Below are 23,610 nucleotides of genomic sequence, written 5' to 3' on the forward strand. Positions count from 1 at the left end.
CTCCCTTCCATCCCCGTCCGGATTAGCCGGCAGTGCCGGAAAACCGTCGAAAATCGCCTGGGAGGATCCGGCTCCGGGGGAGCCGGATCGCAAGAGCGGCGAACCTGCCGATCAGTCAGCCGAAGCGATGATCTTGGCAAAACGCTTCTGCGCGTCTTCCGGCGTCATCGACGGATTGGCGAAGAATTCGGAGAAGAGGTCTTCCTTCTGCTTCTGGCTGTCGGCCGAAAGCAGCTGGTCGGTGCCCTGGATCACGTTGCCCTTCGCCAGGATGTCGAGACCCTTCTTCATGCAGTCGTTGGCGGCGGCGAGATCGACGTCTGCGCGAACCGGCAGCGAGCCCTTCTTCAGGTTGAAGGCAACCTGGGTCTTGGGATCGAGCAAGGTTTTGGCGAGCACGGCCTGCGCCTTGGACTTTTCTTCATCCTTCAGCAGCGGGAAGTAGAAGGCGTCACCACCGGTCGAGATGATCTCGTTCACACCGAGGCCCGGCAGGCAGGTATAATCCTTGCCGGCAACCTGCTTGGCGACCTGGAATTCGCCTTGCGCCCAGTCACCCATGATCTGGCCGCCGGCCTTGCCCGTGATGACGAGGTTGGTCGCCTGGTTCCAGTCCTGGACGTTGCTGCCCTTGGACATCTTGCGGGCGTCGTCGGCGGCCTTGAAGACCTTGGCGATCTCGGGGCCGGCTGCCACCGTGGCGTCCTTGTCCTTGAATACCTTGTTGAAGACGTCCTTGCCGGCAACAGCAACCATCAGCACGTCGAAGGCGCCTGTCGCCTGCCACGGCTGGCCGCCGACGGCGAGCGGAATGATGCCTGCCTTTTCAAGGGCCGGAGCGGCTGCGACGAACTCGTCCCAGTTCTTCGGAACCTCGACGCCGGCCTTCTTGAAGGCGGCGTTCGAAAGCCACAGCCACTGCCAGGAGTGAATGTTGACGGGAGCGCAGTAGATCTTGCCGTCGATCGTGCAGGAATCGAGCAGGCTCGACGGACGGATGATGTCCTTCCAGTGCTCGGCTGTGGCGACATCGGTGAGGTCACGCATCAGGCCGGCCTGAACGAGCTCCTCGGCCTGGCGGCCGTGGTTGAACTGGGTGGCGCCCATCGGGTCGCCGCCTGTGATGCGGCTGATCATGATCGGACGGGCAGTGCCGCCGGAGCCGGCGATAGCGCCGTCGACCCAGTGGTTGCCGGTGGCGTCGAATGCCTTTGCCAGCTCGGCGACGGCTGCGGCTTCGCCGCCTGAGGTCCACCAATGCGTGACTTCGAGATCGGTTGCGTTGGCGGCACCAAGCGGAAGTGCTGCCGAAGCGGCAAGCATGGCCGCCATCATACGGATTTTCATGAGTTCTCCTCCCTCACTGAAACGTTGCCGGAAAAACTTAGATCAATCGATTTCACCACGCAACTGCCCGCCGGTAAAATTTTCCTTAAAGATCGACATTGCTACTTATAACTGTTCCCCGTCGAACGATCACACCCGCCGAGCCAGCCGTCACGAGCGCGTTATCGCATATGCGATATCGATGCAATAAATTGAAACTAAATGATAAAATGTCACATCAAATCTCTTCTCTTACATTATCCATTTCGCAATTGCGGAAAAAGAGCGTGAAAAGGCGCGATTCAACCTATGCGAACAATGTTGCGACGCACACAAGAAAAAACGCTCGACATTTCTACTGTATCGTTACAGATTGACTTCCTCAGGGAGGCGCGATTTTGGCAGGCGGCGGGCTTACGGCGCCTGAAAAAGCCTCTATAAGCGAGACCAATTCGCGCAGGGCGGCCTACAGGGATGGAAAACAAGGGAAATTTCGGCCAGGCGACATCGACGGCGGTGGCGCGCGAGCGCCCGACACTGAAGACGATCGCCTTCATGACCGGCCTTGGCGTGACGACGGTATCGCGCGCGCTGAAGGATGCGCCTGACATCGGAGCGGAAACCAAGGAGCGGGTGCGCATGGTCGCCCGCCAGCTTGGCTACCAGCCGAACAGGGCGGGCGTGCGCCTGCGCACCGGCAAGACCAATGTCATCGCCCTCGTCCTCAGCATCGACGAGGAGATCATGGGCTTCTCGAGCCAGATGGTCTTCGGCATCTCGGAGGTCCTGTCCGGCACCCCCTATCATATCGTCGTGACCCCGCATTCCCACAGCAAGGACCCGATGCTGCCGGTGCGGTATATTCTCGACACCGGCTCGGCTGACGGCGTCATCATCTCGCGCATCGAGCCGGATGATCCGCGCGTCCGGCTCCTGGCCGAGCGCGGCATGCCCTTTGCCACGCACGGGCGCACCGATGCGGGCCTCACGCACCCCTTCCACGATTTCGACAACGAGGCCTTCGCCCATCAGGCGGTGCAAAAGCTCGTCCAGCGCGGCCGCAAGCGCATCGCCCTGCTGCAGCCGCCGAGCAAGCTCACCTACTACGCCCATATCCGCATCGGCTTCCAGACCGGCCTGCACGATTACGGCGCCGAGGAAGTGCCGCTGCGCGTCAACACCGACGCGCCGCTTGCCGACATCCGCGACGTCGTCGAGGTGATGATGCGTTCACCGAACGCTCCCGACGGCATCGTCTGTTCGGCCGGCAGCGCGGCCATCGCCGTCAATGCCGGCATCGAGGCCGCCGGCAAGGCGGTCGGCCGCGATCTCGACATGGTCTCCAAGCAATCCGTCCCGATCCTCAACTGGATCCGCCCGGAGATCATCACCGCCCAGGAAGACGTGCGCCAGGCCGGCCGCGAAATGGCCAAAGCCGTCATCGCCCGCATCGACGGCATCGAACCGGAACTCCTGCAGAGCATCAGCCAGCCGGTCTGGCCGGAGGGCGGCGGCAGGTAGCGCGATCATAAGCAGGACGGCAACTGACGAAACAACGCCACCGTTGGCGTCGATGTCGCGAGCGGCATCGGCTCGAAAAAGCCAAGATTGCCCCACATCTCATGAAGAGAACAACCGGGGACATCGACAGAATGCATGAGAGCGACGTGCCTTATTTCAGCCAATGGGAAACGCCCGGCATGACGTTGCCGGTGCTTGCCGAAGGAGCGCAGGCGCTGCTCGCCGATCCGCTCTGGCGCCGGTCGGGGGCCGCGACGATCGAGGAATATGCGCGTTGGGCCGTCAATGTCTGCGGCATGGCCTGCCTGAAAATGATCCTTGCCGCGCGCGGCGAAATCCACCCGACGATAGAGCTTGCCCGCGCCTGCACAGCCTATGGCGGTTACGTCGTCAACGACATCGACGCCTCTATCAAGGGGCTGATCTATGCTCCCTTCGTCCGCTTCGTGAGCGAGCGCTTCGGTCTCGGCGCCGAGACGATGACCGGCGTCGATACATCGGCCATTCCCGGGCTTCTATCGAAACGCCGCTTCTTCATCGCTTCGGTGAATTCGGGCATTCGCTGGCCGGAGCGCGAGCCGCCCTCGAAAGGCGGGCATCTGGTGCTGGTGACATCAGCCTCACCGGAAACGGTCCGCTTCCACAACCCTTCCGGCCATGACGAGGCGAGCCAGGCTGATGTGACACTGCCGCTTGTCATCTTCGATCGTTTCTTTGCGGGCCGCGGCATCTCGATCGAGGCCTGATCCATTCGACGGCTAGTCATCAGGAGGCTTGCATGATCCCTTCTCCCAGGAGGCTGCGCGTCGCAGTGCTCTTCGGTGGCCGCTCGGCCGAGCACGAGGTTTCGATCCTTTCGGCAACCAATGTCATGAGCGCACTCGATCCCGAAAAATATGACGCCGTTCCCATCTTCATCACCCGCGAGGGGCAATGGCTGCTGAGCAGCTTGGAGGACGGCCTGCTGGCGACACCTTCGTCAGGCACGGAAGTCTGCCTCGTGCCGGGCGGCCGCGGCCGAATGCTGGCGTTGTCAGCTCGCGGCGCGCCGCACGAGCTTCAAAGGATCGATATCCTGTTCCCAGTGCTGCACGGTCCGCATGGCGAAGACGGATCGGTGCAGGGCGTGGCCGAGGTGGCGCGCGTGCCGCTCGCCGGCTGCGGCATCCTCGGATCGGCCGCGGCCCTCGACAAGGATATCGCCAAGCGCCTGCTGAAAGCTGCGGGCCTGCCGGTGGCGCGCGCTGTGACGATCCATGAGGGGGCTGCTCCTCCGCTCGCCGCGCTCGAAGACGAACTCGGCCTGCCGCTCTTCATCAAGCCGGCACGGCAGGGTTCGTCCGTCGGCGTCGCCAAGGTCCATGCCAGCCAGGAATTTGCGGCAGCCCTCGCCGGGGGCTTCCGCCACGACCGCACGCTGCTCGCCGAGGAGTTCATCGCCGGCCGCGAGATCGAATTCAGCGTGCTCGAGGATGCCGCCGGAGGGCTTTTCGTTTCCCGACCGGGCGAGATCGTGCCGGCGGAAAGCCACGGCTTCTACAATTACGACGCCAAATATGTCGATGAAAACGGCGCGGCGCTGAAAGTGCCGGCCGATCTGCCGGCCGAGGTCGAGGCCGCCATGCGCGAGGCGGCCGCCAAAGCCTTCCGGGCCGTCGGCTGCGACGGCATGGCGCGCGTCGATTTTTTCCTGACGTCGGACATGCGCTTCGTCATCAATGAGCTCAACACCATTCCCGGCTTCACCGATATCAGCATGTACTCCAAGGCGATGGCGGCAAGCGGCGTCAGCTATTCCGAGGTCATCGACCGGCTGGTCGAGCACGGCATGGCGCGCGCCGGCCGGGCGGCCTGAGCAACGAAGCGTTCAGCGCCTTCTAAAGACGCACCATTGAAACGACTGCCGGCCGCCGCCGGGCGTCGTGTGCTCCTCCCGCCATTCGCGTTCGAGCGCGAAGGCGGAGCCAAATTCCGCCGCGAGCGCGGCCGCGTCGTAACGCCGGACCGGCAAGCCGCTGCACCGCTCTGGCCCGTCCGGTGCAAAGGTGGCGAGGATCACCACGCTGCTCGGCGCCGTGGCGGCTTCAAGGGCGTGGCGATAGGCGATCCGCTGTTCGGCCTCGGTGAGGAAGTGAAACACGGCGCGGTCGTGCCATACATCGTAATGGCGCTCCGGTCTCCATACAGTGACATCGGCTACCACCCATGCGACCCGAGCCGCGTCATCCCGCAGCCGCGCCTTGGCGGCATCCAATGCCGGCGCGGCAATATCGAGAACGGTGAGGTCGGACCAGCCGCGTTCGATGAGGCAGTCGACAAGGCTCGACGCCCCGCCACCGACATCGACCAGCGCTGCTGTCGCCGGCAGTTGCAGCTCGTCAAGCGCTCGTAGAGAAGGCTCCGGCGTCGGCTGATACCAACTGACGCTGTCGGCGGCTTTCGTGCGGTAGACCTCGTCCCAATGTTCGCGCTTCGTAACCATCATCCGGCATCCCAATCTCTGGCGGCGTCTTATCCTCACCGATCAACATGTAAGGATTGAGACGTTCGTCACCAACCGCCTTGCGGCCGCGAGCTTGGTCTCAGGAAGGGTGGTGACGATAGACGATATCGGCAGGATCGGTTCGAGGCGCTACGGGATCGAGACGCGCCCCCAGCCGTTCCGCAACGGCGATCGAGGCAGGGTTGCCCGGCGCGATATAGCTGACGAGCGACGGCAGCTTGAGTGTCGCGAAGGCCCAGCCGCGCAAGGCGGAGGCCGCTTCGGTCGCATAGTCCCAGCCCTCATATCCCTCGTAAACGAACCACCCCAGCTCCTTTTCCGGAAAAAGCGGCCCGTGATTGATCCCCACCTGGCCGACGCATTCGCCGGTTTCGGTTAGGTCGATCATCAGCGCCCCATGTCCGAAAAGCCGCCACAGGGCCACGTCGTGGCAGAACATCCCCCACGCCGCCCGCAGAACGAACGGGCCGCCCATTCCGGCAGAGCGTGGCGAGGCCATCAGCCGACCGTAAGCCTCGAAGTCGCCGATATCGGGCATGCGAAGCGTCAGACGCTCGGTCCGGATGGCAATCTCGCCCGCTTCCAACATGTCATCGCCTTTCTACTGGTTTTCGAACGCCGGCGCGAACCGAAGTATCCCGCTCGGCACCGCCCCTCGAAGAGCGATCCGCTGCACCAGCCGCGTATCGAGATCGTGATATGTTAATTGCCCGTCGCTGCTGAAGCCAGCGCTGCGATAGACGTCGGGATTGCCGATCAGCGCACAGCCGCTCGCCCCCATCCCCTTCAGCAATTCAAGCCCCCTGGCGATCAGCGCCCTGCCGATCCCCTGTCTCTGCCTCTCCGGCTTCACCGATATCGGGCCTAGCCCGAACCAGCCGCCATGTGCGCCATCGATCGTCACCGGCGAAAACGCGATATGCCCCAATATCTCGCCCGCCTCTTCGGCAACCAGCGATATCGTCAGATCATCGCTCGCGCGAAGCTTCCGGATGATCTCCGCTTCCGTACCCTCGCTGTACGGCATCGGCTTGAAGGCAGCCGAAGTCAGATCCTCGATAGCGTCGATATCATCAGGCGTCTCATATCGGATATGCATTCCTATCAACTCCTCAGCGCGATGGGCTGCAGACGCGATGCCGGGACCGATAGCATTTTGTCATGCAAAGCGCGAACGGCCCTGCTCCACGACGCGCCGCACGAAACATGCGATACTGAAACCGTTGCAGACGAGCCGGTCCGGCAAGGACGTCGCAACGAGGGGGAGAAAACGATGGACAAGCGGGACGTGGCGGCGCTGTTTGCGCATCTTGAGAGGGGCGACGGCGCGAAGTTCTTCGCGCATGTCGCCGACGATGTCGATTGGACGGTCATGGGCACGCATCCGCTCGCCGGTCGCTACCGCTCGAAAGAAGATTTCCTGGCCGCCACTTTCGAGAAGCTTCACAAGGTGCTGCCGGATGGCACGCAGCTGACTGTCCAGAATATCCTTGCCGATGGCGATTGGGCGATCGTCGAGCTCCGTTCGATGGCGAGCGCGCACAACGGCATGCGCTTCGACAACCACTATTGCTGGCTTTGCCGGTTCTCCGCCGGCCGCATCGTGGAAGTGCGCGCCTATCTCGACAGCTGGCTGGTCGCGGAGCTCTTCCGCCAGAACCCGATCGAAGCGATCAAAGGTTCCTAATATCGAAAGGCCCGGCGTGATGGCCGAGCCTTTCTTTCCAGCTATCCCTAGAAGGTCGCCGCACCGCTGCCCCAGGGGCCGTGGTGGAAATCCTTGCCGTCGAGGCGGTCGAAGCCATGGGCGCCGAAGAAGTCGCGCTGGGCCTGGATGAGGTTGGCCGTTCCCCTGCCCTGGCGGTAGGCGTCGAAATAGGTGAGCGCCGAGGTCAGCGCCGGCACCGGCAGGCCGGCGGAAATCGCGGCAGCGACGACGCGGCGAAGTGCCGGGATCGATTCCTTGACCATCTCGGAGAAGGCAGGCGTGACGATCAGGTTGGCGGCATCAGGCGCCTTGGTGAAGGCCGAGGTGATCTCGTCGAGGAACTGCGAGCGGATGATGCAGCCGGCGCGCCAGATCCGGGCGATCGTCGGCATCGGCAGCGACCAGTTGAACTCGCGCGAGGCTTCCGCCATCACCGCAAAGCCCTGCGCATAGGCGCCGATCTTGGCGGCGAAAAGCGCCAGTTCCAGATCCTTGTTGAGTTCGGGGCCGTAAGCAATCGGGAAGGATGCAGCCTGGGTACCGAAAATCTTTTCGGCGGCTTCGCGCTGCGACTTCATCGACGAAAGGCTGCGGGCAGCGACCGCGGCTTCGATCGCCGTTGCCGGAATGCCCATGTTCTGCGCCTCGATCGCCGACCACTTGCCGGTGCCCTTCTGGCCTGCCTTGTCGAGGATCATGTCGACCATCGGCCCGCCGGAGACCGGATCGCTGGCCGCGAGCACCTTCTCGGAAATCTCGATCAGATAGGAGTTCAGGCGACCCTTGTTCCACTCGCCGAAGATGCCGGAGATTTCGGAGGCGCTCTTGCCGAGACCGTCGCGCAGGATGCCGTAGATTTCGGCGATCATCTGCATGTCGGCATATTCGATGCCGTTGTGGATGGTCTTGACGAAATGGCCGGCGCCGTCATTGCCGAGCCAGGCGACGCAGGGCTCGTCATTGTAGCGGGCCGCAATCGAGGTCAGCACCTTCTCGACGCGTTTCCAGGATTCCTCTGTGCCGCCGACCATGATCGACGGGCCGTGGCGCGCACCTTCCTCGCCGCCCGATACGCCCATGCCGATGAAGGTCAGATCGGTATTTTTCAGGCGGTCGAAGCGGGCGACGGTGTCGCGGAAATTGGCGTTGCCGGCATCGATCATGATGTCGCCCTTGGACAGATGTGGGCGCAGCGCCTCCATCTGCTGGTCGACGGCGTCACCGGCCTTGATCATGATGATGATCGGACGCGGCGGCCGGATCGCATCGACGAATTCCTCGATGGTCTTGCAGGGAATGATCTGCTTCTTCAGATCGCCGGCACTCTCGTAGAATTCGTCGGTTTTCTCCGGCGTGCGGTTGAAGACCGCGATTTTATTGCCTTTCTCCGCGATGTTGAGCGCCAGGTTGGAGCCCATGACCGCAAGGCCGATCAGTCCGATTTCTGCCTTTTCCACGACAAACCTCCGATGTGTCATTTGGACCGGTGTTGTGGCACTGTCTTGGTCAAACGGCAAGTCTGGCCAGGGTCTAATCGGTTCGCAAAAGCCGATGAAATGCAGCTTTGATGACCGCGGCTTGTCCGACAACTGCCGGACGCCGCGTGATCGGCCGGCGGCAATTTTTTGCAGGCAATGTGCCCGCAGCGCCCTATCTCATGTTATCATCTGCGCCTCGGGAGATCTCGCATTGGCATCGGGAAAACAAAAAGAAACGGCCATGCTCGCGGCCAGCGCCGGCTGCTACCGCGAATTTTCTCCGCCGCAGGCGCTGCGGCGCCATTTCAGCCGCCTCTGGTCGCATACGGTCCGTGACCGGCCGCCGGCAAAGGTGGCGATCGTCCCGGACGGCTATTGCGACCTCCTCTGGATCGGCGGCCGGCTGGTCGTCGCCGGCCCCGACAGGACGGCGGCCTTCCCTGTCATCCGGCCGGGCACGACAGTCATCGGCGCGCGCTTTGCGCCGGGCGCTGCGGCATCCTGGCTGAAGACGCCGCTCTCGGCGCTGGTCGGCCTTTCCGTGCCCCTCGCCGACATCGGCAGGAAAGACACGGCCGCATTCGAGGCGCGGCTCCAGGATTGCCCCGATCCGGCCGTCGCCGCGATGCAGTTCGGCCGTCTGCTCGAAGAAGCCGCTGGCGATGAAGAAGCGCCCACCCGGGACGCAGCCCTGATCTTTGCCGCCGCTGACAGCGGCCGGCAGGCCTCCGGCCTGCTCGGTATCAGCGAAAGGCAGCTGCGCCGCCGCTGCCACCACCATTTCGGCTACGGCGCCAAGACGCTGGAACGCATTCGCCGGTTCCAGCGTTTCCTCGACCTATGCCGCAGTCCGGGCAGGATGCCGCTTGCCCATCTGGCGCTCGAAGCGGGCTTTGCCGACCAGGCCCATATGACGCGCGAGGTCGGCGAGCTCTCGACGCTGACACCCGCCGTCATTCTCGATCAACTCGGCATGCGGAAAACGTCCGGCTGACCGTTTTGTTCAAGACGCCGCCGGCCGGTCTGCTATTCCGGGAAAACCAGACACGAAGGACCTGCGCGCCATGCCGACAATGCCTGCGAAAATCATCCACCGGTCCATCGAGCGCGATTGGCGCGACGTCTACGACTTCGCCGGCAAGCCGGAGAACATGCCGCTGTGGGCCTCCGGCCTGGCGACCGGCTTGGAACCCGACGGCGCCGACTGGATCGCCCATGGCGCGCTCGGCACCGTCAAGGTGAGCTTCGTGCCCACCAATGAATTCGGCGTGATCGACCATACGGTGACGATCGAATCCGGCCTCCGGGTTTATAATGCTCTGCGCATCGTGCCGAACGGCGATGGCTGCGAGGTCATGTTCACGCTGCTGCGCCTGCCCGGCATGACCGACGCGCAGTTTTCCGCCGACGCCGCCCATATCGAGAAAGACCTCGCGATGCTGAAAGCCCTGATGGAGAGATAGATGGCCGAAAAATCAGAAAAACAGGAACACAACGATCGCCGCATCGATTATGTCGAATTCAACGTCGCCGACATCGCCGCCGCCAAAGCCTTTTACGGTTCGGCTTTCGGCTGGCGTTTCACCGATTACGGCCCGAACTACTGCGAATTCGACGACGGCCGGTTGAAGGGCGGCTTCACCGATTTCGGCCCCGTGCGGCCGGGCGGCCCGCTGGTTGTCGTCTATGCCAGGGATCTGGAAGAGGTGCTGACCTCGGTCGAGAAGGCCGGCGGCACGATCTGCCGGCCGATCACCGATTTTCCAGGCGGCCGGCGGTTCCATTTCCTCGATCGTGACGGTTACGAGCTTGCGGTCTGGGCGAGCGCCTAGAGCAATTCCAGCAAAAGTGTGCCGCGGTTTTGCGTTCGGGATTGCGTGAAAACAATGAGGTAGAGCATCTTCGTGATTCGAAGAAAAACGAAAATGCTCTACAGACGGCGGAGGTCGGCCTTCGGCTAGCGACTGATGTCTTCCATGATGAGCAGCGCGCCGATCACCGTGCCGCTTGCATCACGCAGCGGCGACATGCGGCAGCGCACCTGCCGCGATCCGGCATCGTCGGTCTGCCGTTCATAGACGTAGTCGATCTGCTCGCCGGCAAAACAGGCGTCGAGCCTGTGCTTGGCGCACTGCGTAAACCGCTCTTCGCCGATGAATTCGGACACGTGACGGCCGATCAGTTCGATCGGCTTCATGTTGAGATGGGCGCTGTTGGCCGAATTGGAATAGAGATAGCGATAATCCCTGGTCAGCACCGCCACGCGATCCGGCAGGCTTTCGAGAATGACCGCGTTGAGAAACTGTCCGTTGTCGGTATCCGGCACATAGGCAGCCGGCGGCTCGATGCGCACGTCCTGCGGGGAAGGCCGCCAGTCCGGCGCGTGCGTGCCGAAATAGCCCTCGAGCAGGTAGGAAAGCACCGCCGCATACTCGCTCACGCTGGCGCTGTCGTCGGCGTCCCTGGCAATGAGATGACTTACAAACTGAAGTTGCATGTAGACTTCGAGCAGATTGTCCGCCCGGCAGGCAAGGATAGCCTCGACCAGCGGCTCGACATGGCGGTCGAGCGCCGTGACACGCTGGTCGTCACCCAGCCGTATGGCTTCCTCTATTTGCGTGCAACGCAAGGAAAAGGCTCGAAAAAGCTCCAGCAAGACGCTCCCAACTCCCATTTCCCAAGAGGCGAGTCTGCGACCGGAAACGTTGCACATTCGAAAAGTGCGCCCTGCGGTAGACTTTATTCGCGTCTTGGTGGTGACGGGTAACATGAAGCGTACACCGTTTCAATCCGAACGCACCTGCCGCTTTTCACCGCTCATAAATAAGGGTTGGCTTTTGTAAGAGAGCATGTCGCGCAGATATGCAGCGGTTCTGCGAAAATAACATGAGTAAAAACAAGGACCTGAAGCGCAAGCAGCGATCTGCGGCACGCTTTAGCCAAGCGTCTTCTTGATGTGCCAGCGGTCGTGATACCAGAGCCACTGCTCCGGATATTCCCGAACCCAGCTTTCCACCTTGTCGTTGAGCAATTGGGCCGCGGCCGGCAGATCGAGATTGCCCTTGGCGTCGCGCGGCATGTCCAGCCGCGGCTCGATTTCCAGCCTGTAGCGGTTTCCCGGCAGGCGGATGCAGCGCGCTGGATAGACCTCGCAATCGAACTGACGCACCAGCTTCGGCAGGAGCGGATTGGTCTTCACATCAAGTCCGAAGAAGGTGCCCTTCAGCCCCTTGCGGAACTTCTGATCGACGAGAACGCCCACGCCCTGCCCCGCTTCCAGCTGCCGGGCGAGCGCAAAGGAGGAGCCGGCATGCGAAGGCACCAGCTTACCCATGCGCGCACTTCTGAAGTCGAACACCTTCTTGGCGATATAGGGATTGTTCGGCGGCCGGAAGAGCACGGTCACGGTCATCCCGAACGCAGCCGCCGCCACCGGCAGAAGCTCGAAATTGGCGGTATGGCCGGTGAAGACGATGAAGGGGCGCGGATTGTCCCGCAGGTCGATGAAGGTCGGAATGCCCGAGACCTCCACCCTTCCCGGCTCGGTTTGCTCGGGATCGAAATCAAACAGCTGGTCGAGGAAGACGTACTCGGCGGCGAGCCGGCCCATGTTTCCCCAGCTGCCGATCGCGATCGCCTCGATCTCGGCCTCGCTCTTCTCGGGAAAGGCGTTGCGCAGATTGGTCAGCATCAGCCGGTGGCGGCGGGTCCGCCGGCCGATGCGGCGCATCATCCCATCAGCGAAGCGGATCGCGCCGTCGGCCGGAAACAGCTTCAGGAAATTCAGGAAGCCGAACATCACCTGCGCCACCAGCCATTGCTGGAAATTCCTGAGCGCCAGAACGATCCGGGTGATGAAGAGCTTCACGTCGGGTCAATCCATCTTGAGGATGATCTTGCCGAAGATCTGGCGCGATTCCATCCGCTCCAGCGCCCGGTCGATATCGTCGAAGCCGACTTCGGTGTCGATGACGGGATGAACGAGCCCGCGGCCCATCTTCTGCATCGCATCCGCCATGTTCTCCATGCGGCAGCCGAAGGAGCCGAGCAGCTTCAATTGCTGCTGGAAGAGCATCATCAGGTTCATCTCGGTGGAAACGCCCGAGGTCGAGCCGCAGGTGACGAGACGCCCACCGCGCTTCATGCAGAGCATCGAGCCCGCCCAGGTGTCCTTGCCCACATGTTCGAAGACGACATCGACGCCCTTCTTCTTGGTGAGCTTGCGCACCACGCCCTCGAAACGGTCGGTGCGGTAGTTGATGACGTGATCGGCACCGAGCGCCTTGGCCTTCTCGATCTTGTCGTCGGAACCGACCGTGGTGATGACGGTACAGCCGATCTTCTTGGCGAGCTGGATCGCCGCCGTGCCGATGCCGGAGCCGCCGGCATGGACGAGGATGGTTTCACCCGGTTCGAGCTTGGCGTTGTCGAAGAGCATGTGCTCGACCGTGCCGAAGGTGACGGGCGCGAGTGCCGCGCCGATCGCATCCACTCCGGGAGGGGCCGGAACGAGCAGGCGCGCCGGCAGGTTCACCTTCTCCTGCGCAAAGCCATCCAGATGGAAGCCGTGTACGCCGGAGACATGTTCGCAGAGATTGTCGCGGCCTTCGCGGCACGGGCGGCAGAGGCCGCAGGTCCGCGCGCCGTAGATCGAGACCAGCTGGCCCGGCAGGACGTTGGCGACACCCGGCCCGATCGCCTCGACGACGCCGGAGGCTTCCGCGCCGATCACGAGCGGCATCTTGCGCTTGGCGAAAGCCATGCCGCGCCAGCCCCAGACGTCGATATGGTTGAGCGCCACGGCCTTGACGCGCAGCGTCACCTCGCCGGCGGCGGGAGCGTCGGGTTCCGGGAGGTCGGTGATCTCAAGCTTGCGGTCGTCGATCAGTTGCAAAGCGCGCATGGCAAAATCCCTCGCCTTTAGAGCGCCGTGCGTCCGTTCGGACGCCCAAAGGACGCTCTAACTCTATAAACCTACGCATCAGGCTTTCCGAAAATCGGCCGATTTTCAGGCCGATGCTGTAGGCGGTCTTCTTATCCTGAATGTGTCGGGAACCGCTTAAGCCGGTTCGAGCGCCATGACAAGGCTGGCATTCTGCCCGCCAAAGCCGAAAGAGTTGGAAAGCACGGCCGAAACCTGGGCTTCCCGCTTCGTGTTCGGCACGACATCGAGAACGATCGACGGATCGGGATTGTTGTAGTTGATCGTCGGCGGCAGCGTGCCGGTCAGCATCGTCTGTAGCGAGAACACCGCTTCGACTGCACCGGCCGCCGTCAACGTATGGCCGATCATCGACTTGTTGGACGAGACAGGAATGCGAGCCAGCTTCTCGCCGAAGACGGCGGACATGGAGCCATATTCCATCTTGTCGTTTTCAGGCGTCGACGTGCCGTGGGCATTGATATAGCCGATATCGTCCTCGCTCATGCCGGCATCGGCAAGGGCCGCGCGGATCGTGGCAATCGCCGGGCCGCCATCGGGCGATGAGCGGGTACGGTGGAAGCTGTCGGCCTTGTCGCCCGCACCCTTCATGATGCCGAGCACCTTGGCGCCGCGGGCGATCGCCGATTCCAGCGATTCCAGCACCAGCGTCGCCGCACCCTCGGCGATAACGAAGCCGTCGCGATCCTTGCTGAACGGCTTGGAGGCCTTGGTCGGCGGATCGTTCTGGGTGGAAAGAGCCGAGAGCAGCGAGAAGCGGATCAGCGCTTCAGCGCTGAGAGACCCGTCGGTCGCAACCGTCAATGCGCGATCGGTACGGCCCTGGCGGATCGCCTCGATGCCGAGCTGGATCGCCGTGGCGCCGGAGGCGCAGGCCGTCGACAGCGTCACGGGAAGACCGCGCGTGCCGAACCGGTCGGCAAGGCGCTCGGAAATCGCGCCGAACAGGGCCGCTTCATGGAAAGCGGGATCCGGCCGCTGGCGCAGCGCGGTCAGGAAACGCTCATAGGCATCGCCCGGATGATCGGAGGCCGGCGAACGGTCGGCAAGCTCGAAGCGCGCGCTCCATTCCGGCTCGATCGGCGGCGCGGCAAGGAACAGCGGCCCGTTGAAATCACCTGATATGCCGGCATCGGCGAGCGCCTCGATGGTCGTCTCGCGCGCAAAGGCATAAGAACGCTCGACGGCGTTCGGCACCGGAATCTCGATGAAATCGACGGTGCCGGCGATCCGTGTCGACAGGCCTTCTGTCGGAAAGCGGTTGATCGCGTGGATGCCCGAGGTGCCGGAGGAAAGGGCGGCCCAGTTGTCCTTCAGGCCCTGGCCGAGCGAAGTGATGATGCCCATGCCGGTCACGGCGACGATCGGACGGCCGAGATGATCTCTGTAAGCGGAAGCTGTCATATCTCTCTCCTCACGCCTCTGCGGAAAGAACGGCGACGCCCTCGCCGCGCTGGTGTCCGACGGTTGTTACGACTGCCGCTTTCGTGCCTGCCTTCATCGGCGCTTCATGGGCGGCGTCAAAGGGCGGAACCTTGGCCTCGGCGTCGATGGCAAGGGCTGCGAGTGCCAGCCCCAGCGGGAACTGCGCCTCGATCGTGTGACCGGAAACACCGCCGAAGCCGCGGATGGCAGCACCCGGAAGCTGATGTTCCAGCACCGCCTTTTCGCGGGCCGCGATCTCGTGCATGCCGGTCGAGCCGGAAAAGATCGCCGTGCTCTCGGCCGGCAGGTCGGCGGCGGGTTTCAGCAGCCGCTCCATGCGCACTTCGAAATTGCCGGCGGCGCGATTGCCGCGATCACCTTCGACGGCGCTGATCGTCGCATAGATATGCGCGCCGCGCTCTTCCGCATGCTTGCGCGATTCCAGCACCAGGAAGGCGCCTGCGGAACCGGTGATCATGCCGCCGCCCTCGAGGCTGGAGCGCGACCAGAGCGGCGCCCATTCGCCGCGCGTATGCGCGCCGATCGCTTCGGTAAGCAGGATCATGTCGGGCCGTTCGGCAGCGAAGGCGCCGCCGACAAGCGCATGCGTGGATTCGCCGGAGCGGATGCGCCAGAACGCCGTCTCGACAGCGGAAACGCCAGACGCTTCCTCGCCCATGAAGGTGCGCGAGGAACCGGTGACCTTGTGAACGATGGAGATGTTGCCGGCCAGCAGATTGGAGAGCTGCGCCAGAAACAGCGTCGGCCTCAGCTCGGTGGTCAGCTTCTCGTTCAAGAGCAGTTCGCGGTCGTTGCGCTTCAGGCCTTCGTCGACGATCAGCGTATCGACATTGATGTCGCGCTCGCCGCCGCCGGCCGCCACGATCATGTCCATCGTGCCGCAGGCCTCGACATTGTCCTTGAAGCCGGCATCGTCGAGCGCGAGACCCGCGGCGAAGACGCCGATGCGCTGCCAGTTTTCCATCTGGCGCTGGTCGCCGCGCTTGGCGATCTGCTGCGACCAGTCGATCTCAGGCAGCGGATGCACCGGATAGGGTTTGAATTTCTCGGTCTCGACGATCGCCTTCGGCGCGCTTTCGGCCGAAAGCAGCGCGATATGCGCGTCCTTGCCGACGCCCTGACAGGTGACGATGCCCACGCCTGAAATGACGACGTCGTTTGCAGCCTTGCTCATCCAACCACTCCCTGCGCCGCGATCGCTTCGAGAAGACCGACCTCGCCGGCGCGTTTTTTCACGATATCGCCAAGCGGAACCTCGCTGAAGGGCATGGTGCGCAGTTTCAGCTGCGCATCGCAAACCTTCTTGCCGCCGCTGGTGATCTTGGCCTTGGTGACCGCGAAACCCGAACCGTCATGCTCCAGCACCGCCTCAATGTCGAGCACGGCTTCCGGCTCGACGAAGGTGCGCATCTTGGCGCCGTCGACCGACATCAGGAAGGGCATGGCGGCAAAATCGGTGGCGGCAAGCACCAGCATGCCGGAGGCCTGCGCCATGGTCTCGATCAGAAGCACGCCGGGAACGAGGGGCATGCCGGGAAAATGCCCCTCGAAAACGGGGCTCTTGGCCGGCACGACGGATCGCGCCGTCAGCACGCCCTTCTTCAGGTCTACCGCTTCGACGCGGTCAATCATCTGGAAATATTCCAGCAGCATTCGGATCCTCCGGCCCGGCTGGCCAGATCCGCCCGCCGGTGTCGCCCGAAGCGCGTCGCACTTCAGGTCTTTGTTTTTGTGCCTGCCGTTGCCCCAAAACCGCTGCACACTTTTGGGCGGCGTGCACTAGTTAGGAACGAAACCGCCCGGCCGCCATAGTCACGGCGGCAGGGCGTTCGAAAAAGACTGATATGTCGCTCAGGCCTTGGCGGCTTTGAGCTCGTCGATCTTGGCGCAGAGGTTCTTCAGCACGAAATATTCTTCGGTGGAAACCTTGCCCTCGTTGACTTCCTGCGTCCACTTTTCGAGCGGGATCTTGATGCCGAATTCCTTGTCGATCGCAAAGACGATGTCGAGGAAATCGAGGCTGTCGATACCGAGGTCGTCGATCGTATGGCTCTCCGGCGTGATCGTGGCGCGATCGATCTCGCTGGTTTCTGCAATAATGTCGGCAACTTTATCGAATGTAGCGGTCACGCGCTGTACCTCATGAAATGACGATTTAAACCCCCTCATAGGCAAATCCATTTCAAAAGCCAATGCTTTCATCCCGGCGTTGCGGCAATTTGCCGATCGGGTGTTGCCTAAACAGCAATGGAAACCGGGCTCTGGGAAGCCCGGCACGGCCACAGGCACCGAAGGAGCGTTCCGCCGCCAGAAAGAAGAGCCTTCCGAATCAAGCGGTCGAAAGCTGCCGCAGGGCGGAGTGCCAGGAACATTGGCATCGGGACTTTGACCTGAATCAAATCGTCCTCCCGGCTATTTGATAATCATCAAGCCGCGCCGGAATCCACGATCGTCGCGCAATCGGTCGGGCACGTCCCGGGGATGTTGAGGGGACCAGGACATGGATGTCGCAAGCAGTGAGGTTTTCGAGGCAGTCATTCCCCTCGCCTGCCGCTCCTGCCAGGCGCGGCACGGCGTCGTCTGCGGCGCCTTGTCGAACAGCCAGCTGAAGGAACTCAACCGCCATTCGCTGCGCCGCAAGGTCGAGGCCGGTTCCGAAATCATCGCTCAGGGCGCGGAAAGCTCCTTTTATTCGAACATCATGCGCGGGGTGGTGAAGCTCTGCAAGGTGATGCCGGACGGACGCCAGCAGATCGTCGGCCTGCAATTTGCTCCCGATTTCGTCGGCAGACCCTTCGTGCGTGAAAGCACACTGTCGGCCGAGGCTGCGACCGATGCCGAAATCTGCGTCTTCCCCCGCAACCTGCTCGACCGCATGATCTCCGAAACGCCGGCACTCCAGCGCAGCCTGCACGACCAGGCGCTGAAGGAATTGGATGCCGCACGCGAATGGATGCTGACGCTCGGCCGGCGCACGGCGGAAGAGAGGGTCGCAAGCCTGCTCCATCTCATCGCCACTCACGCCGAGCCGCAGACGGCAACGAGCGCCGCCTTCGACCTGCCGCTATCGCGCGCCGAGATCGCCGATTTCCTCGGGCTGACGATCGAAACCGTCAGCCGTCAGATGACCAGATTGCGCAAGCGGGGCGTCATCGTGATCGAAAACTCCAGGCACATCGTCATCCCCGATATGGATGAGCTGGAGAGAATTAGCGCGTGATGACCGGCCACACGGTGATACCGGGGCTAGCGCGGCGCATAACCCGTTGGGTTAGCGCGTGATGACCACGCGGGTATTGGCAAGACCGGCCTGCCGCGCCAGCGAGAAGAACTCCGCAGCATTGTCCGGATGCAGGCGGACGCAACCATGCGATGCCGGCGTGCCCAGGCGCTTCAGGTCGTAGGTGGCGTGAACGGCGTAACCGCCGTTGAAGAACACGGCGTAGGGCATCGGCGCATTGTCGTATTTGCGCGAGCGGTGATCGCGCGACAGCCACTTGGCACTCCACGAACCGGTCGGCGTGACATAGCCGTTGCGCGCGGTCGAAACCTTCCAGCGATACTTCACCCAACCGTTCTCGGTGACGGTCATCGTCTGCTTGCCGATGCTGATATTGGCAACCAGGGTTGCTGCCTCGGCGGCAGCGGGAGAAAATTGCAGCAATAAACTTGCGGCCGCGGCCGCCAAAATCGTCTTCATGATAACCCCTCTTCGCACGCGCACAGTTTTAACTGCGCCCTCACGATAGAGAGACTACGGCAATACTTATTATATAGCTTTAACCCGAATGGTAATCACAATTCTAACAGGCAAAGCGGGAAGCAAGCCGCACGCAGCGGGGCTGGCTTACTGGAGCTTGCGCGCCGCCGAAGGCTGCTTGAGCCGCTGATAGGCCTTGTTCATCTTCTCGCGGATCGCGGCCATCGTGCCGAGATTATGCCCGCAGGCTGCACAGGTGATGATATCGGTCTCCCGGATCTCTTCCCGCTCGAACCTCATCTTGGTGCTCTTGCACTTCGGGCACGGTAATTCAACCTGAACTGACATGGCTCTCTTTCTGCTCTGAGATATGAGGCGCTTCGCATAAACCTTTGCAGGTGATGTGTCCACCGGGGCGTTTATACCGTGTGGCCACCCCCCTCTGTCCTGCCGGACATCTCCCCCACAAGGGTGGAGATTGGCAAGAGGTTGGACCATCGTTCCCTCGCTGCGTAGCGCAGCAGCTATACGGTAGTTGTTGGGGAAACCATCGCGCCCAGCCAATCTCCCTCCTTGTGGGGGAGATGTCCGGCAGGACAGAGGGGGGTGCCACACGGCATAACCCTAAAGAAGGCACAGGAACAACCCAAACGTCATTCCCGTCAGCACCATGCAGCTTGCATAAAACACCGCGACACCATCCTCGATGTCACCTGAGGTCGCCACCTCCCGGCCGGGATTGTTGATCATCGGCTCGGCCACGATCACACCGCCATAGACGCGCGGCCCGGCGAGCTGGACGTTCAGTGCACCAGCCATTGCCGCCTCCGGCCGGCCGGAATTCGGCGAGCGATGCAGGCCGCCATCGCGCATCGCCACGCGGATCGCCTCGCGGCAGGCGCTGGCGCCGCGCCGGATCCAGGCGCCGGCCGCGATCAGCAGGATCGAGAGCCGCGCAGCCGGCCAGTTGGCGATATCGTCGAGCCGGGCCGCCGCCCAGCCGAAATCGATATATTTCTCCGATCTGTGGCCGATCATGGAATCGGCGGTATTCAGCATCTTGTAGACGAACAGTCCCGGCAGGCCGAAGACGGCATACCAAAGTGCTGGTGCTACGACGCCGTCGGAAAAATTCTCCGCAAGGCTTTCGATCGCCGCGCGGCAAACGGCCGGTTCGTCCAGCGTCTCGGGATCACGCCCGACGATACGGGAAACGGCGGCCCGGCCGCCGGCAAGCCCCTCGTCGCGCAGGGCGACGGCGACGGCCGCAACGTGGTCGGCAAGGCTTTTCTGCGCCAGGAAAATCGCCACCAGCCCGGCTTCCAGGAGGATTCCGACAAGACCGAACAGAGCGAAGAACCGGTTGAACACGAAGCCTGCGACCGCCGCCAGAAGCAGCAGCATCAGGATGGCGGCGACGCCGTTCATCCTGCGCTGGGAGCGCGTGAGGCTTGCCGGGTTGAGCTGCTGGTCGGCATAGGAGATCGCCGCGCCGAACATGGCGACGGGGTGGGGCAGCCGCGACCACAGCCATTGCGGATCGCCGACGATCCTGTCGAGCGTTAGCGCCAGAAGCAGCACGAGAAGGTTTTCGTCGATCGTCATCGCTCAAATCTCTGAAGGGCTTCGCGAAGCCGCCTGTCCGCCGCTGCATCGGGAGCAAGACCGAAACGCAGCCAATCCGGCGCATAGTCGAACTTGCGGACGAGAATATGATGCCGGCAGAGATGCGTGTAAATGTCGCCGGCTCGTCCATCGGCGACAAGGGTGAAGAGCGCCGTTCCGCCTGATATCCGCAAATCGGCGTCACTCAGCACTCCATGCAGGGCGGCGCTGCGTTCGCTGATACGGTGGCGGATCGCGGTCATGTCCTGGTTTAGCAGCGAATCGGCCAGCGACAGCGCCGGGCCGGAAACCGCCCAGGGACCGAGCCACTCCTCGAAACGCTCGAGAATATCGCCTCGGGCAATCGCAAAACCGAGCCGCAGACCGGCAAGCCCGAAGAACTTGCCGAAGGAGCGGAAGATCACCAGGTTCGAAAGCTCGTCTGCGCGAGCAGCAAGGCTCAGCGCCGGATCGGCATCACAGAAAGCCTCGTCGACGACGAGCAGGCCATTTTGCGATTTCATCCTGTCGTGCAAGGCAATCAGCATCTCGACCGGCCAGGTCCGCCCGTCCGGATTGTTGGGATTGACCACGACGGCAAGCCTGTGCCGCTCACCGATAGTAGCGATATCGCCGACCGCATCGACGGCAAAACCGGCCGAGGCGAAAGCCCGCGCATATTCCCCATAGGTCGGAAACACCACGGCAATTCTATTGTCCGTCACGGCGACCCCGTGGTCCCTCGCGGCAACATGCCCGGCCGGCGCGATCAAACGCGGCAGCAGCTGGATCACGGACTGCGTGCCGGGCACCGGCAATGGCAGAATTGTGCCGCAGCCATAGTAATCGCGCGCCGCCCGACTCGCCGCCTCGATGAGATGTCTGTCCGGCAGCCGGTGCCAGACCCTCGCGGGGATTTCCGGCAGGGCGACGGGGCACGGATTGATGCCGGTGGAAAGGTCGAGCCAGTCTTCCGGCCTGCCACCGAACGCAGCTGCGGCCATGGTGACGCCGCCGCCGTGCGCGATCGGTGCGCTCATGCGGCAACTCCGGCAAGATCGATCAGATGCATGTAGGACCCCGCCACCTGATCGCGCCTGAGACCGGCGGCACCGAGATCGGTTCCGAGCGCATCTTGCGTCGCAAACAGCCGCTTCCCCTCACCCTCTGAGACGACGGTGGAATAGTGGAATTCATGCGCCGTCATCGTCCGGGCGAAAAAGGCACCGTCGAGCGGCGTCACCCGGCGATAGCCGAGATGGCGCTTGCGCTCTGCATAGCTGGTGACAACAGGCAGCAGGCCGAGCATTTCGTGGCGCTTTCCCCCCGCATCGATCAGCCCCTCGCCCAGCACCATATAGCCGCCGCACTCCCCATAGATGCGGATACCCCGCGCCGCTGCATCAAGAAGGCCAGCGCGGAAGGTCTTGGCTTCGGCCAGCCTCCCGGCATGCAGCTCGGGATAACCGCCTGGCAGATAGATCGCATCGGCATCGGCATCAGGCGCCTCGTCGGCCAGCGGCGAGAAGAAGGAGATCGCGGCACCGCGCCGCCGCCAGCCAAGCAGCATATGTTCGTAGGAAAAGGCAAAGGCGATGTCGCGCGCCACCGCGACGCGGGCGCCGAGCGGCATCAGCCGGTCGATATTGGCGGCCGACGGCCGGTTGAGCCCCTGCCTTGCGATACGTAGCAGGAATTCGAAATTGCACTCTTCGGAGACGGCGTCCGCCGCATGATCGATGAAATTCTCAAGGGTGGCATGTTCGCCAGCCTGGACGAGACCGAGATGGCGCTCCGGCAGCGAAAGCGCTTTGTCGCTGCCGATGACAGCGACGATGGGCATGCGGATCGCCTCCAGCGCCTGACGCAGCATCGCCTCGTGCCGGTCGCTGCCGACCTTGTTGAGGATGACGCCGGCGACGCGCACATCGGCGCGGAAACCGGCAAAGCCGGCAACCAAAGGTGCGACCGACTGCGACATGCGCGACGCGTCGACCACGAGCACAACGGAAAGGCCGAGCTGGGCGGCAAGATCGGCCGCCGTTCCCTTGCCGTCGGCCGCTCCGTCGAAGAGCCCCATCATCGCCTCGACGACGAGAATGCGGTCGCCGGAACGGTGGAGCGTGCCATTCGCCGAGATCAGCTCCGGACGCATCGCCCAGGGGTCGAAATTCAGGCAGGGCGTGCCGCTTGCCGCCGCATGAAAGGCCGGATCGATATAATCGGGGCCGGCCTTGCCGGGCGCGACCGCGACGCCGCGACGCCGAAGCGCTCTCAAGAGCCCGAGCGTCACCGTCGTCTTGCCGGCACCGGAGGAAGGAGCTGCGATCAGGAGGCCGCTCATATCAGCACCTTGCCGGGCCGGCTGAACGGATCGGGTTGCAGGCGCCTGCCCGCCAAGGCGCCGAGCCAGTCGAGCGAGGCTCTAAGCCGCACCACCTCGCCGACGACGACCACCGCCGGCGGCTCGATCCCGGCGGCGGCGATGGCCTCCGGGGCATCGCCGAGCGTTGTCTCCAGCACCTGCTGCCGGCCGGTGGCGGCATTGCAGACGAAGGCGACGGGTTCGGATGGCGACCGGCCGGCGGCGATGAGATTGGCGCTGATCTCGCCGATATGCTTCATCGCCATATACATGACGATGACGGGCGAGCCGCGGCCGATCGCGTCCCAGTCGATCCTGTCGGGCACGATGCCGGAGGAATCATGGCCGGTGAGGAAGGTGACGGCGTGGTTGATGTCGCGATGCGTCACCGGAATGCCCGCATAGGCGAGCCCCCCGATGCCGGCGGTGATGCCCGGCACGATGCGGAAAGGGATATTGTGCTCGACCAGCATCAGAGCCTCTTCGCCGCCGCGGCCGAAGACGAAGGGATCACCGCCCTTCAGCCGCAGCACCTTTTTGCCGGCGCGCGCCAGTTCTACCAGCCGGAGCGAAATATCGCGCTGCTTGGCCGAGGGCTTGCCGCCGCGTTTTCCGGCATATTCGATTTCCGCGCCGGGGTGCGCGAGCTTCAGACAGTCTTCGTTAACAAGCGCGTCGTGGACGATCACATCGGCCTCGACGAGACCCTTTGCGGCAAGCAGCGTCAGCAGGCCCGGATCGCCCGGACCGGCTCCAACAAGCCAGACGCTGCCCGGCTCCAGCGCCGGCAGATGGGAGAATGCGCTATTCAACATTTTGTTGATCTAGGCCCAGCAGTCGCCAAGGTCAACGCCGCCTGCGCCGGCTCACTTGAAGTTGCTGAAATTAAGATGACTCACTTTGCAAACAGGTGGATTCGATCTCGCAAGAAAGCGGCGCAACAATATGAATATATTATAATATATCCAAAATGACCATACACGACACCGACTGCTAAAAAAGCCGCCTAGCCCTCC

The 23,610-nt window shown here is 62.9% G+C and carries 26 protein-coding genes; 8 read left to right on the forward strand and 18 right to left on the reverse strand.

Annotated features, from left to right (window positions below; all coding sequences use genetic code 11):
• Positions 1-111: 111 nt before the first annotated feature.
• Positions 112-1,347 carry an ABC transporter substrate-binding protein gene (locus NE852_RS12080; RefSeq protein ID WP_008535366.1) on the reverse strand — a complete coding sequence of 412 codons (1,236 nt, stop codon included), beginning with the start codon at positions 1,345-1,347 and terminating at the stop codon, positions 112-114.
• 453 nt (positions 1,348-1,800) lie between these two features.
• On the opposite strand from NE852_RS12080, the gene NE852_RS12085 reads away from it, so the two are divergent.
• From NE852_RS12085 to NE852_RS12095, 3 genes are all read left to right on the forward strand, one after another.
• Positions 1,801-2,847 carry a LacI family transcriptional regulator gene (locus tag NE852_RS12085; RefSeq protein ID WP_258156555.1) on the forward strand — a complete coding sequence of 349 codons (1,047 nt, stop codon included), beginning with the start codon at positions 1,801-1,803 and terminating at the stop codon, positions 2,845-2,847.
• Positions 2,848-2,978: 131 nt separating this feature from the next.
• A complete protein-coding gene (locus NE852_RS12090) occupies positions 2,979-3,593 on the forward strand; it encodes a C39 family peptidase (protein ID WP_037175119.1) in 615 nt (204 codons plus the stop codon).
• 32 nt (positions 3,594-3,625) lie between these two features.
• Positions 3,626-4,702, forward strand: a complete 1,077-nt coding sequence (locus tag NE852_RS12095; RefSeq protein ID WP_008535349.1) for a D-alanine--D-alanine ligase family protein — start codon at positions 3,626-3,628, stop codon at positions 4,700-4,702.
• A 12-nt stretch (positions 4,703-4,714) separates the two neighbouring features.
• On the opposite strand, the gene NE852_RS12100 is transcribed toward NE852_RS12095, so the two are convergent.
• The 3 genes from NE852_RS12100 to NE852_RS12110 form a co-directional block, all read right to left on the reverse strand.
• On the reverse strand, positions 4,715-5,332 hold the full coding sequence (locus NE852_RS12100) for a class I SAM-dependent methyltransferase (protein WP_008535347.1): 618 nt from the start codon (positions 5,330-5,332) through the stop codon (positions 4,715-4,717).
• A 97-nt stretch (positions 5,333-5,429) separates the two neighbouring features.
• On the reverse strand, positions 5,430-5,939 hold the full coding sequence (locus NE852_RS12105) for a GNAT family N-acetyltransferase (protein ID WP_008535344.1): 510 nt from the start codon (positions 5,937-5,939) through the stop codon (positions 5,430-5,432).
• Positions 5,940-5,951: 12 nt separating this feature from the next.
• Positions 5,952-6,449: a GNAT family N-acetyltransferase gene (locus NE852_RS12110; RefSeq protein WP_008535341.1), complete on the reverse strand. Its 498-nt coding sequence runs from the start codon at positions 6,447-6,449 to the stop codon at positions 5,952-5,954.
• 174 nt (positions 6,450-6,623) lie between these two features.
• Here NE852_RS12110 and NE852_RS12115 point away from each other — a divergent pair, with 174 nt between their 5' ends.
• Entirely contained in the window at positions 6,624-7,037 is a 414-nt protein-coding gene (locus NE852_RS12115) for a nuclear transport factor 2 family protein (RefSeq protein WP_008535339.1), read from the forward strand.
• A gap of 47 nt (positions 7,038-7,084) precedes the next feature.
• Here NE852_RS12115 and gndA read toward each other — a convergent pair whose 3' ends face one another.
• The gene (gndA, locus tag NE852_RS12120; RefSeq protein ID WP_258156556.1) at positions 7,085-8,536 is read right to left on the reverse strand and encodes an NADP-dependent phosphogluconate dehydrogenase; all 1,452 of its coding nucleotides are present in this window, start codon (positions 8,534-8,536) and stop codon (positions 7,085-7,087) included.
• A 211-nt stretch (positions 8,537-8,747) separates the two neighbouring features.
• Here gndA and NE852_RS12125 point away from each other — a divergent pair, with 211 nt between their 5' ends.
• The 3 genes from NE852_RS12125 to NE852_RS12135 all read left to right on the forward strand — a co-directional run bounded on the left by NE852_RS12125 (position 8,748) and on the right by NE852_RS12135 (position 10,368).
• Positions 8,748-9,530: a helix-turn-helix domain-containing protein gene (locus NE852_RS12125; protein ID WP_258156557.1), complete on the forward strand. Its 783-nt coding sequence runs from the start codon at positions 8,748-8,750 to the stop codon at positions 9,528-9,530.
• Between the two features lie 70 nt (positions 9,531-9,600).
• The gene (locus NE852_RS12130) at positions 9,601-9,999 is read left to right on the forward strand and encodes an SRPBCC family protein (protein ID WP_258156558.1); all 399 of its coding nucleotides are present in this window, start codon (positions 9,601-9,603) and stop codon (positions 9,997-9,999) included.
• A complete protein-coding gene (locus NE852_RS12135; protein WP_008535327.1) occupies positions 10,000-10,368 on the forward strand; it encodes a VOC family protein in 369 nt (122 codons plus the stop codon).
• 125 nt (positions 10,369-10,493) lie between these two features.
• On the opposite strand, the gene NE852_RS12140 is transcribed toward NE852_RS12135, so the two are convergent.
• The 7 genes from NE852_RS12140 to NE852_RS12170 all read right to left on the reverse strand — a co-directional run bounded on the left by NE852_RS12140 (position 10,494) and on the right by NE852_RS12170 (position 17,054).
• Positions 10,494-11,192: a PAS domain-containing protein gene (locus NE852_RS12140; RefSeq protein WP_008535325.1), complete on the reverse strand. Its 699-nt coding sequence runs from the start codon at positions 11,190-11,192 to the stop codon at positions 10,494-10,496.
• A 279-nt stretch (positions 11,193-11,471) separates the two neighbouring features.
• Positions 11,472-12,404 carry a lipid A biosynthesis lauroyl acyltransferase gene (locus NE852_RS12145; protein ID WP_008535324.1) on the reverse strand — a complete coding sequence of 311 codons (933 nt, stop codon included), beginning with the start codon at positions 12,402-12,404 and terminating at the stop codon, positions 11,472-11,474.
• 6 nt (positions 12,405-12,410) lie between these two features.
• Positions 12,411-13,439, reverse strand: coding sequence for a zinc-binding dehydrogenase (locus NE852_RS12150; RefSeq protein WP_004669770.1), 1,029 nt, complete (start codon positions 13,437-13,439; stop codon positions 12,411-12,413).
• Positions 13,440-13,595: 156 nt separating this feature from the next.
• Positions 13,596-14,882 carry a beta-ketoacyl-ACP synthase gene (locus NE852_RS12155; RefSeq protein ID WP_258156559.1) on the reverse strand — a complete coding sequence of 429 codons (1,287 nt, stop codon included), beginning with the start codon at positions 14,880-14,882 and terminating at the stop codon, positions 13,596-13,598.
• A gap of 10 nt (positions 14,883-14,892) precedes the next feature.
• Positions 14,893-16,098 carry a beta-ketoacyl-ACP synthase gene (locus NE852_RS12160; RefSeq protein WP_008535308.1) on the reverse strand — a complete coding sequence of 402 codons (1,206 nt, stop codon included), beginning with the start codon at positions 16,096-16,098 and terminating at the stop codon, positions 14,893-14,895.
• Positions 16,095-16,577: a 3-hydroxyacyl-ACP dehydratase FabZ family protein gene (locus NE852_RS12165; protein WP_008535306.1), complete on the reverse strand. Its 483-nt coding sequence runs from the start codon at positions 16,575-16,577 to the stop codon at positions 16,095-16,097. Before NE852_RS12165 ends, NE852_RS12160 begins: the two co-directional genes overlap by 4 nt.
• A 198-nt stretch (positions 16,578-16,775) precedes the next feature.
• A complete protein-coding gene (locus NE852_RS12170; RefSeq protein WP_003540486.1) occupies positions 16,776-17,054 on the reverse strand; it encodes an acyl carrier protein in 279 nt (92 codons plus the stop codon).
• Between the two features lie 370 nt (positions 17,055-17,424).
• Here NE852_RS12170 and NE852_RS12175 point away from each other — a divergent pair, with 370 nt between their 5' ends.
• Entirely contained in the window at positions 17,425-18,144 is a 720-nt protein-coding gene (locus tag NE852_RS12175) for a Crp/Fnr family transcriptional regulator (protein WP_008535297.1), read from the forward strand.
• Between the two features lie 51 nt (positions 18,145-18,195).
• On the opposite strand, the gene NE852_RS12180 is transcribed toward NE852_RS12175, so the two are convergent.
• The 6 genes from NE852_RS12180 to cobA form a co-directional block, all read right to left on the reverse strand.
• Positions 18,196-18,624 (reverse strand): L,D-transpeptidase, encoded by a 429-nt coding sequence (locus NE852_RS12180; RefSeq protein ID WP_008535294.1) that lies wholly within the window; start codon positions 18,622-18,624, stop codon positions 18,196-18,198.
• Between the two features lie 147 nt (positions 18,625-18,771).
• Positions 18,772-18,972, reverse strand: coding sequence for a hypothetical protein (locus NE852_RS12185; protein ID WP_037175108.1), 201 nt, complete (start codon positions 18,970-18,972; stop codon positions 18,772-18,774).
• Positions 18,973-19,248: 276 nt separating this feature from the next.
• Positions 19,249-20,229 carry an adenosylcobinamide-phosphate synthase CbiB gene (gene cbiB, locus NE852_RS12190; RefSeq protein WP_258156560.1) on the reverse strand — a complete coding sequence of 327 codons (981 nt, stop codon included), beginning with the start codon at positions 20,227-20,229 and terminating at the stop codon, positions 19,249-19,251.
• Positions 20,226-21,269: a threonine-phosphate decarboxylase CobD gene (gene cobD, locus NE852_RS12195; protein ID WP_258156561.1), complete on the reverse strand. Its 1,044-nt coding sequence runs from the start codon at positions 21,267-21,269 to the stop codon at positions 20,226-20,228. Before cobD ends, cbiB begins: the two co-directional genes overlap by 4 nt.
• Positions 21,266-22,573: a cobyrinate a,c-diamide synthase gene (locus tag NE852_RS12200; protein ID WP_258156562.1), complete on the reverse strand. Its 1,308-nt coding sequence runs from the start codon at positions 22,571-22,573 to the stop codon at positions 21,266-21,268. The genes cobD and NE852_RS12200 overlap by 4 nt, the downstream gene beginning before the upstream one ends.
• Complete coding sequence (cobA, locus tag NE852_RS12205; RefSeq protein ID WP_008535272.1) at positions 22,570-23,409, reverse strand: uroporphyrinogen-III C-methyltransferase; 840 nt, start codon at positions 23,407-23,409, stop codon at positions 22,570-22,572. Before cobA ends, NE852_RS12200 begins: the two co-directional genes overlap by 4 nt.
• Between the last annotated feature and the right edge of the window lie 201 nt (positions 23,410-23,610).

The organism is Rhizobium sp. Pop5, assembly GCF_024721175.1.
In the GTDB taxonomy this organism is placed as follows: domain Bacteria; phylum Pseudomonadota; class Alphaproteobacteria; order Rhizobiales; family Rhizobiaceae; genus Rhizobium.

Excerpts from the sequence above, each read along its gene's own strand:
- NE852_RS12080 (WP_008535366.1), bottom strand. The coding sequence starts at position 1,347 with ATGAAAATCCGTATGATGGCGGCCATGCTTGCCGCTTCGGCAGCACTT.
- NE852_RS12085 (WP_258156555.1), top strand. The coding sequence starts at position 1,801 with ATGGAAAACAAGGGAAATTTCGGCCAGGCGACATCGACGGCGGTGGCG.
- NE852_RS12090 (WP_037175119.1), top strand. The coding sequence starts at position 2,979 with ATGCATGAGAGCGACGTGCCTTATTTCAGCCAATGGGAAACGCCCGGC.
- NE852_RS12095 (WP_008535349.1), top strand. The coding sequence starts at position 3,626 with ATGATCCCTTCTCCCAGGAGGCTGCGCGTCGCAGTGCTCTTCGGTGGC.
- NE852_RS12100 (WP_008535347.1), bottom strand. The coding sequence starts at position 5,332 with ATGATGGTTACGAAGCGCGAACATTGGGACGAGGTCTACCGCACGAAA.
- NE852_RS12105 (WP_008535344.1), bottom strand. The coding sequence starts at position 5,939 with ATGTTGGAAGCGGGCGAGATTGCCATCCGGACCGAGCGTCTGACGCTT.
- NE852_RS12110 (WP_008535341.1), bottom strand. The coding sequence starts at position 6,449 with ATGCATATCCGATATGAGACGCCTGATGATATCGACGCTATCGAGGAT.
- NE852_RS12115 (WP_008535339.1), top strand. The coding sequence starts at position 6,624 with ATGGACAAGCGGGACGTGGCGGCGCTGTTTGCGCATCTTGAGAGGGGC.
- gndA (WP_258156556.1), bottom strand. The coding sequence starts at position 8,536 with ATGACACATCGGAGGTTTGTCGTGGAAAAGGCAGAAATCGGACTGATC.
- NE852_RS12130 (WP_258156558.1), top strand. The coding sequence starts at position 9,601 with ATGCCGACAATGCCTGCGAAAATCATCCACCGGTCCATCGAGCGCGAT.
- NE852_RS12135 (WP_008535327.1), top strand. The coding sequence starts at position 10,000 with ATGGCCGAAAAATCAGAAAAACAGGAACACAACGATCGCCGCATCGAT.
- NE852_RS12150 (WP_004669770.1), bottom strand. The coding sequence starts at position 13,439 with ATGCGCGCTTTGCAACTGATCGACGACCGCAAGCTTGAGATCACCGAC.
- NE852_RS12155 (WP_258156559.1), bottom strand. The coding sequence starts at position 14,882 with ATGACAGCTTCCGCTTACAGAGATCATCTCGGCCGTCCGATCGTCGCC.
- NE852_RS12160 (WP_008535308.1), bottom strand. The coding sequence starts at position 16,098 with ATGAGCAAGGCTGCAAACGACGTCGTCATTTCAGGCGTGGGCATCGTC.
- NE852_RS12165 (WP_008535306.1), bottom strand. The coding sequence starts at position 16,577 with ATGCTGCTGGAATATTTCCAGATGATTGACCGCGTCGAAGCGGTAGAC.
- NE852_RS12175 (WP_008535297.1), top strand. The coding sequence starts at position 17,425 with ATGGATGTCGCAAGCAGTGAGGTTTTCGAGGCAGTCATTCCCCTCGCC.
- NE852_RS12180 (WP_008535294.1), bottom strand. The coding sequence starts at position 18,624 with ATGAAGACGATTTTGGCGGCCGCGGCCGCAAGTTTATTGCTGCAATTT.
- NE852_RS12185 (WP_037175108.1), bottom strand. The coding sequence starts at position 18,972 with ATGTCAGTTCAGGTTGAATTACCGTGCCCGAAGTGCAAGAGCACCAAG.
- cbiB (WP_258156560.1), bottom strand. The coding sequence starts at position 20,229 with ATGACGATCGACGAAAACCTTCTCGTGCTGCTTCTGGCGCTAACGCTC.
- cobD (WP_258156561.1), bottom strand. The coding sequence starts at position 21,269 with ATGAGCGCACCGATCGCGCACGGCGGCGGCGTCACCATGGCCGCAGCT.
- NE852_RS12200 (WP_258156562.1), bottom strand. The coding sequence starts at position 22,573 with ATGAGCGGCCTCCTGATCGCAGCTCCTTCCTCCGGTGCCGGCAAGACG.
- cobA (WP_008535272.1), bottom strand. The coding sequence starts at position 23,409 with ATGTTGAATAGCGCATTCTCCCATCTGCCGGCGCTGGAGCCGGGCAGC.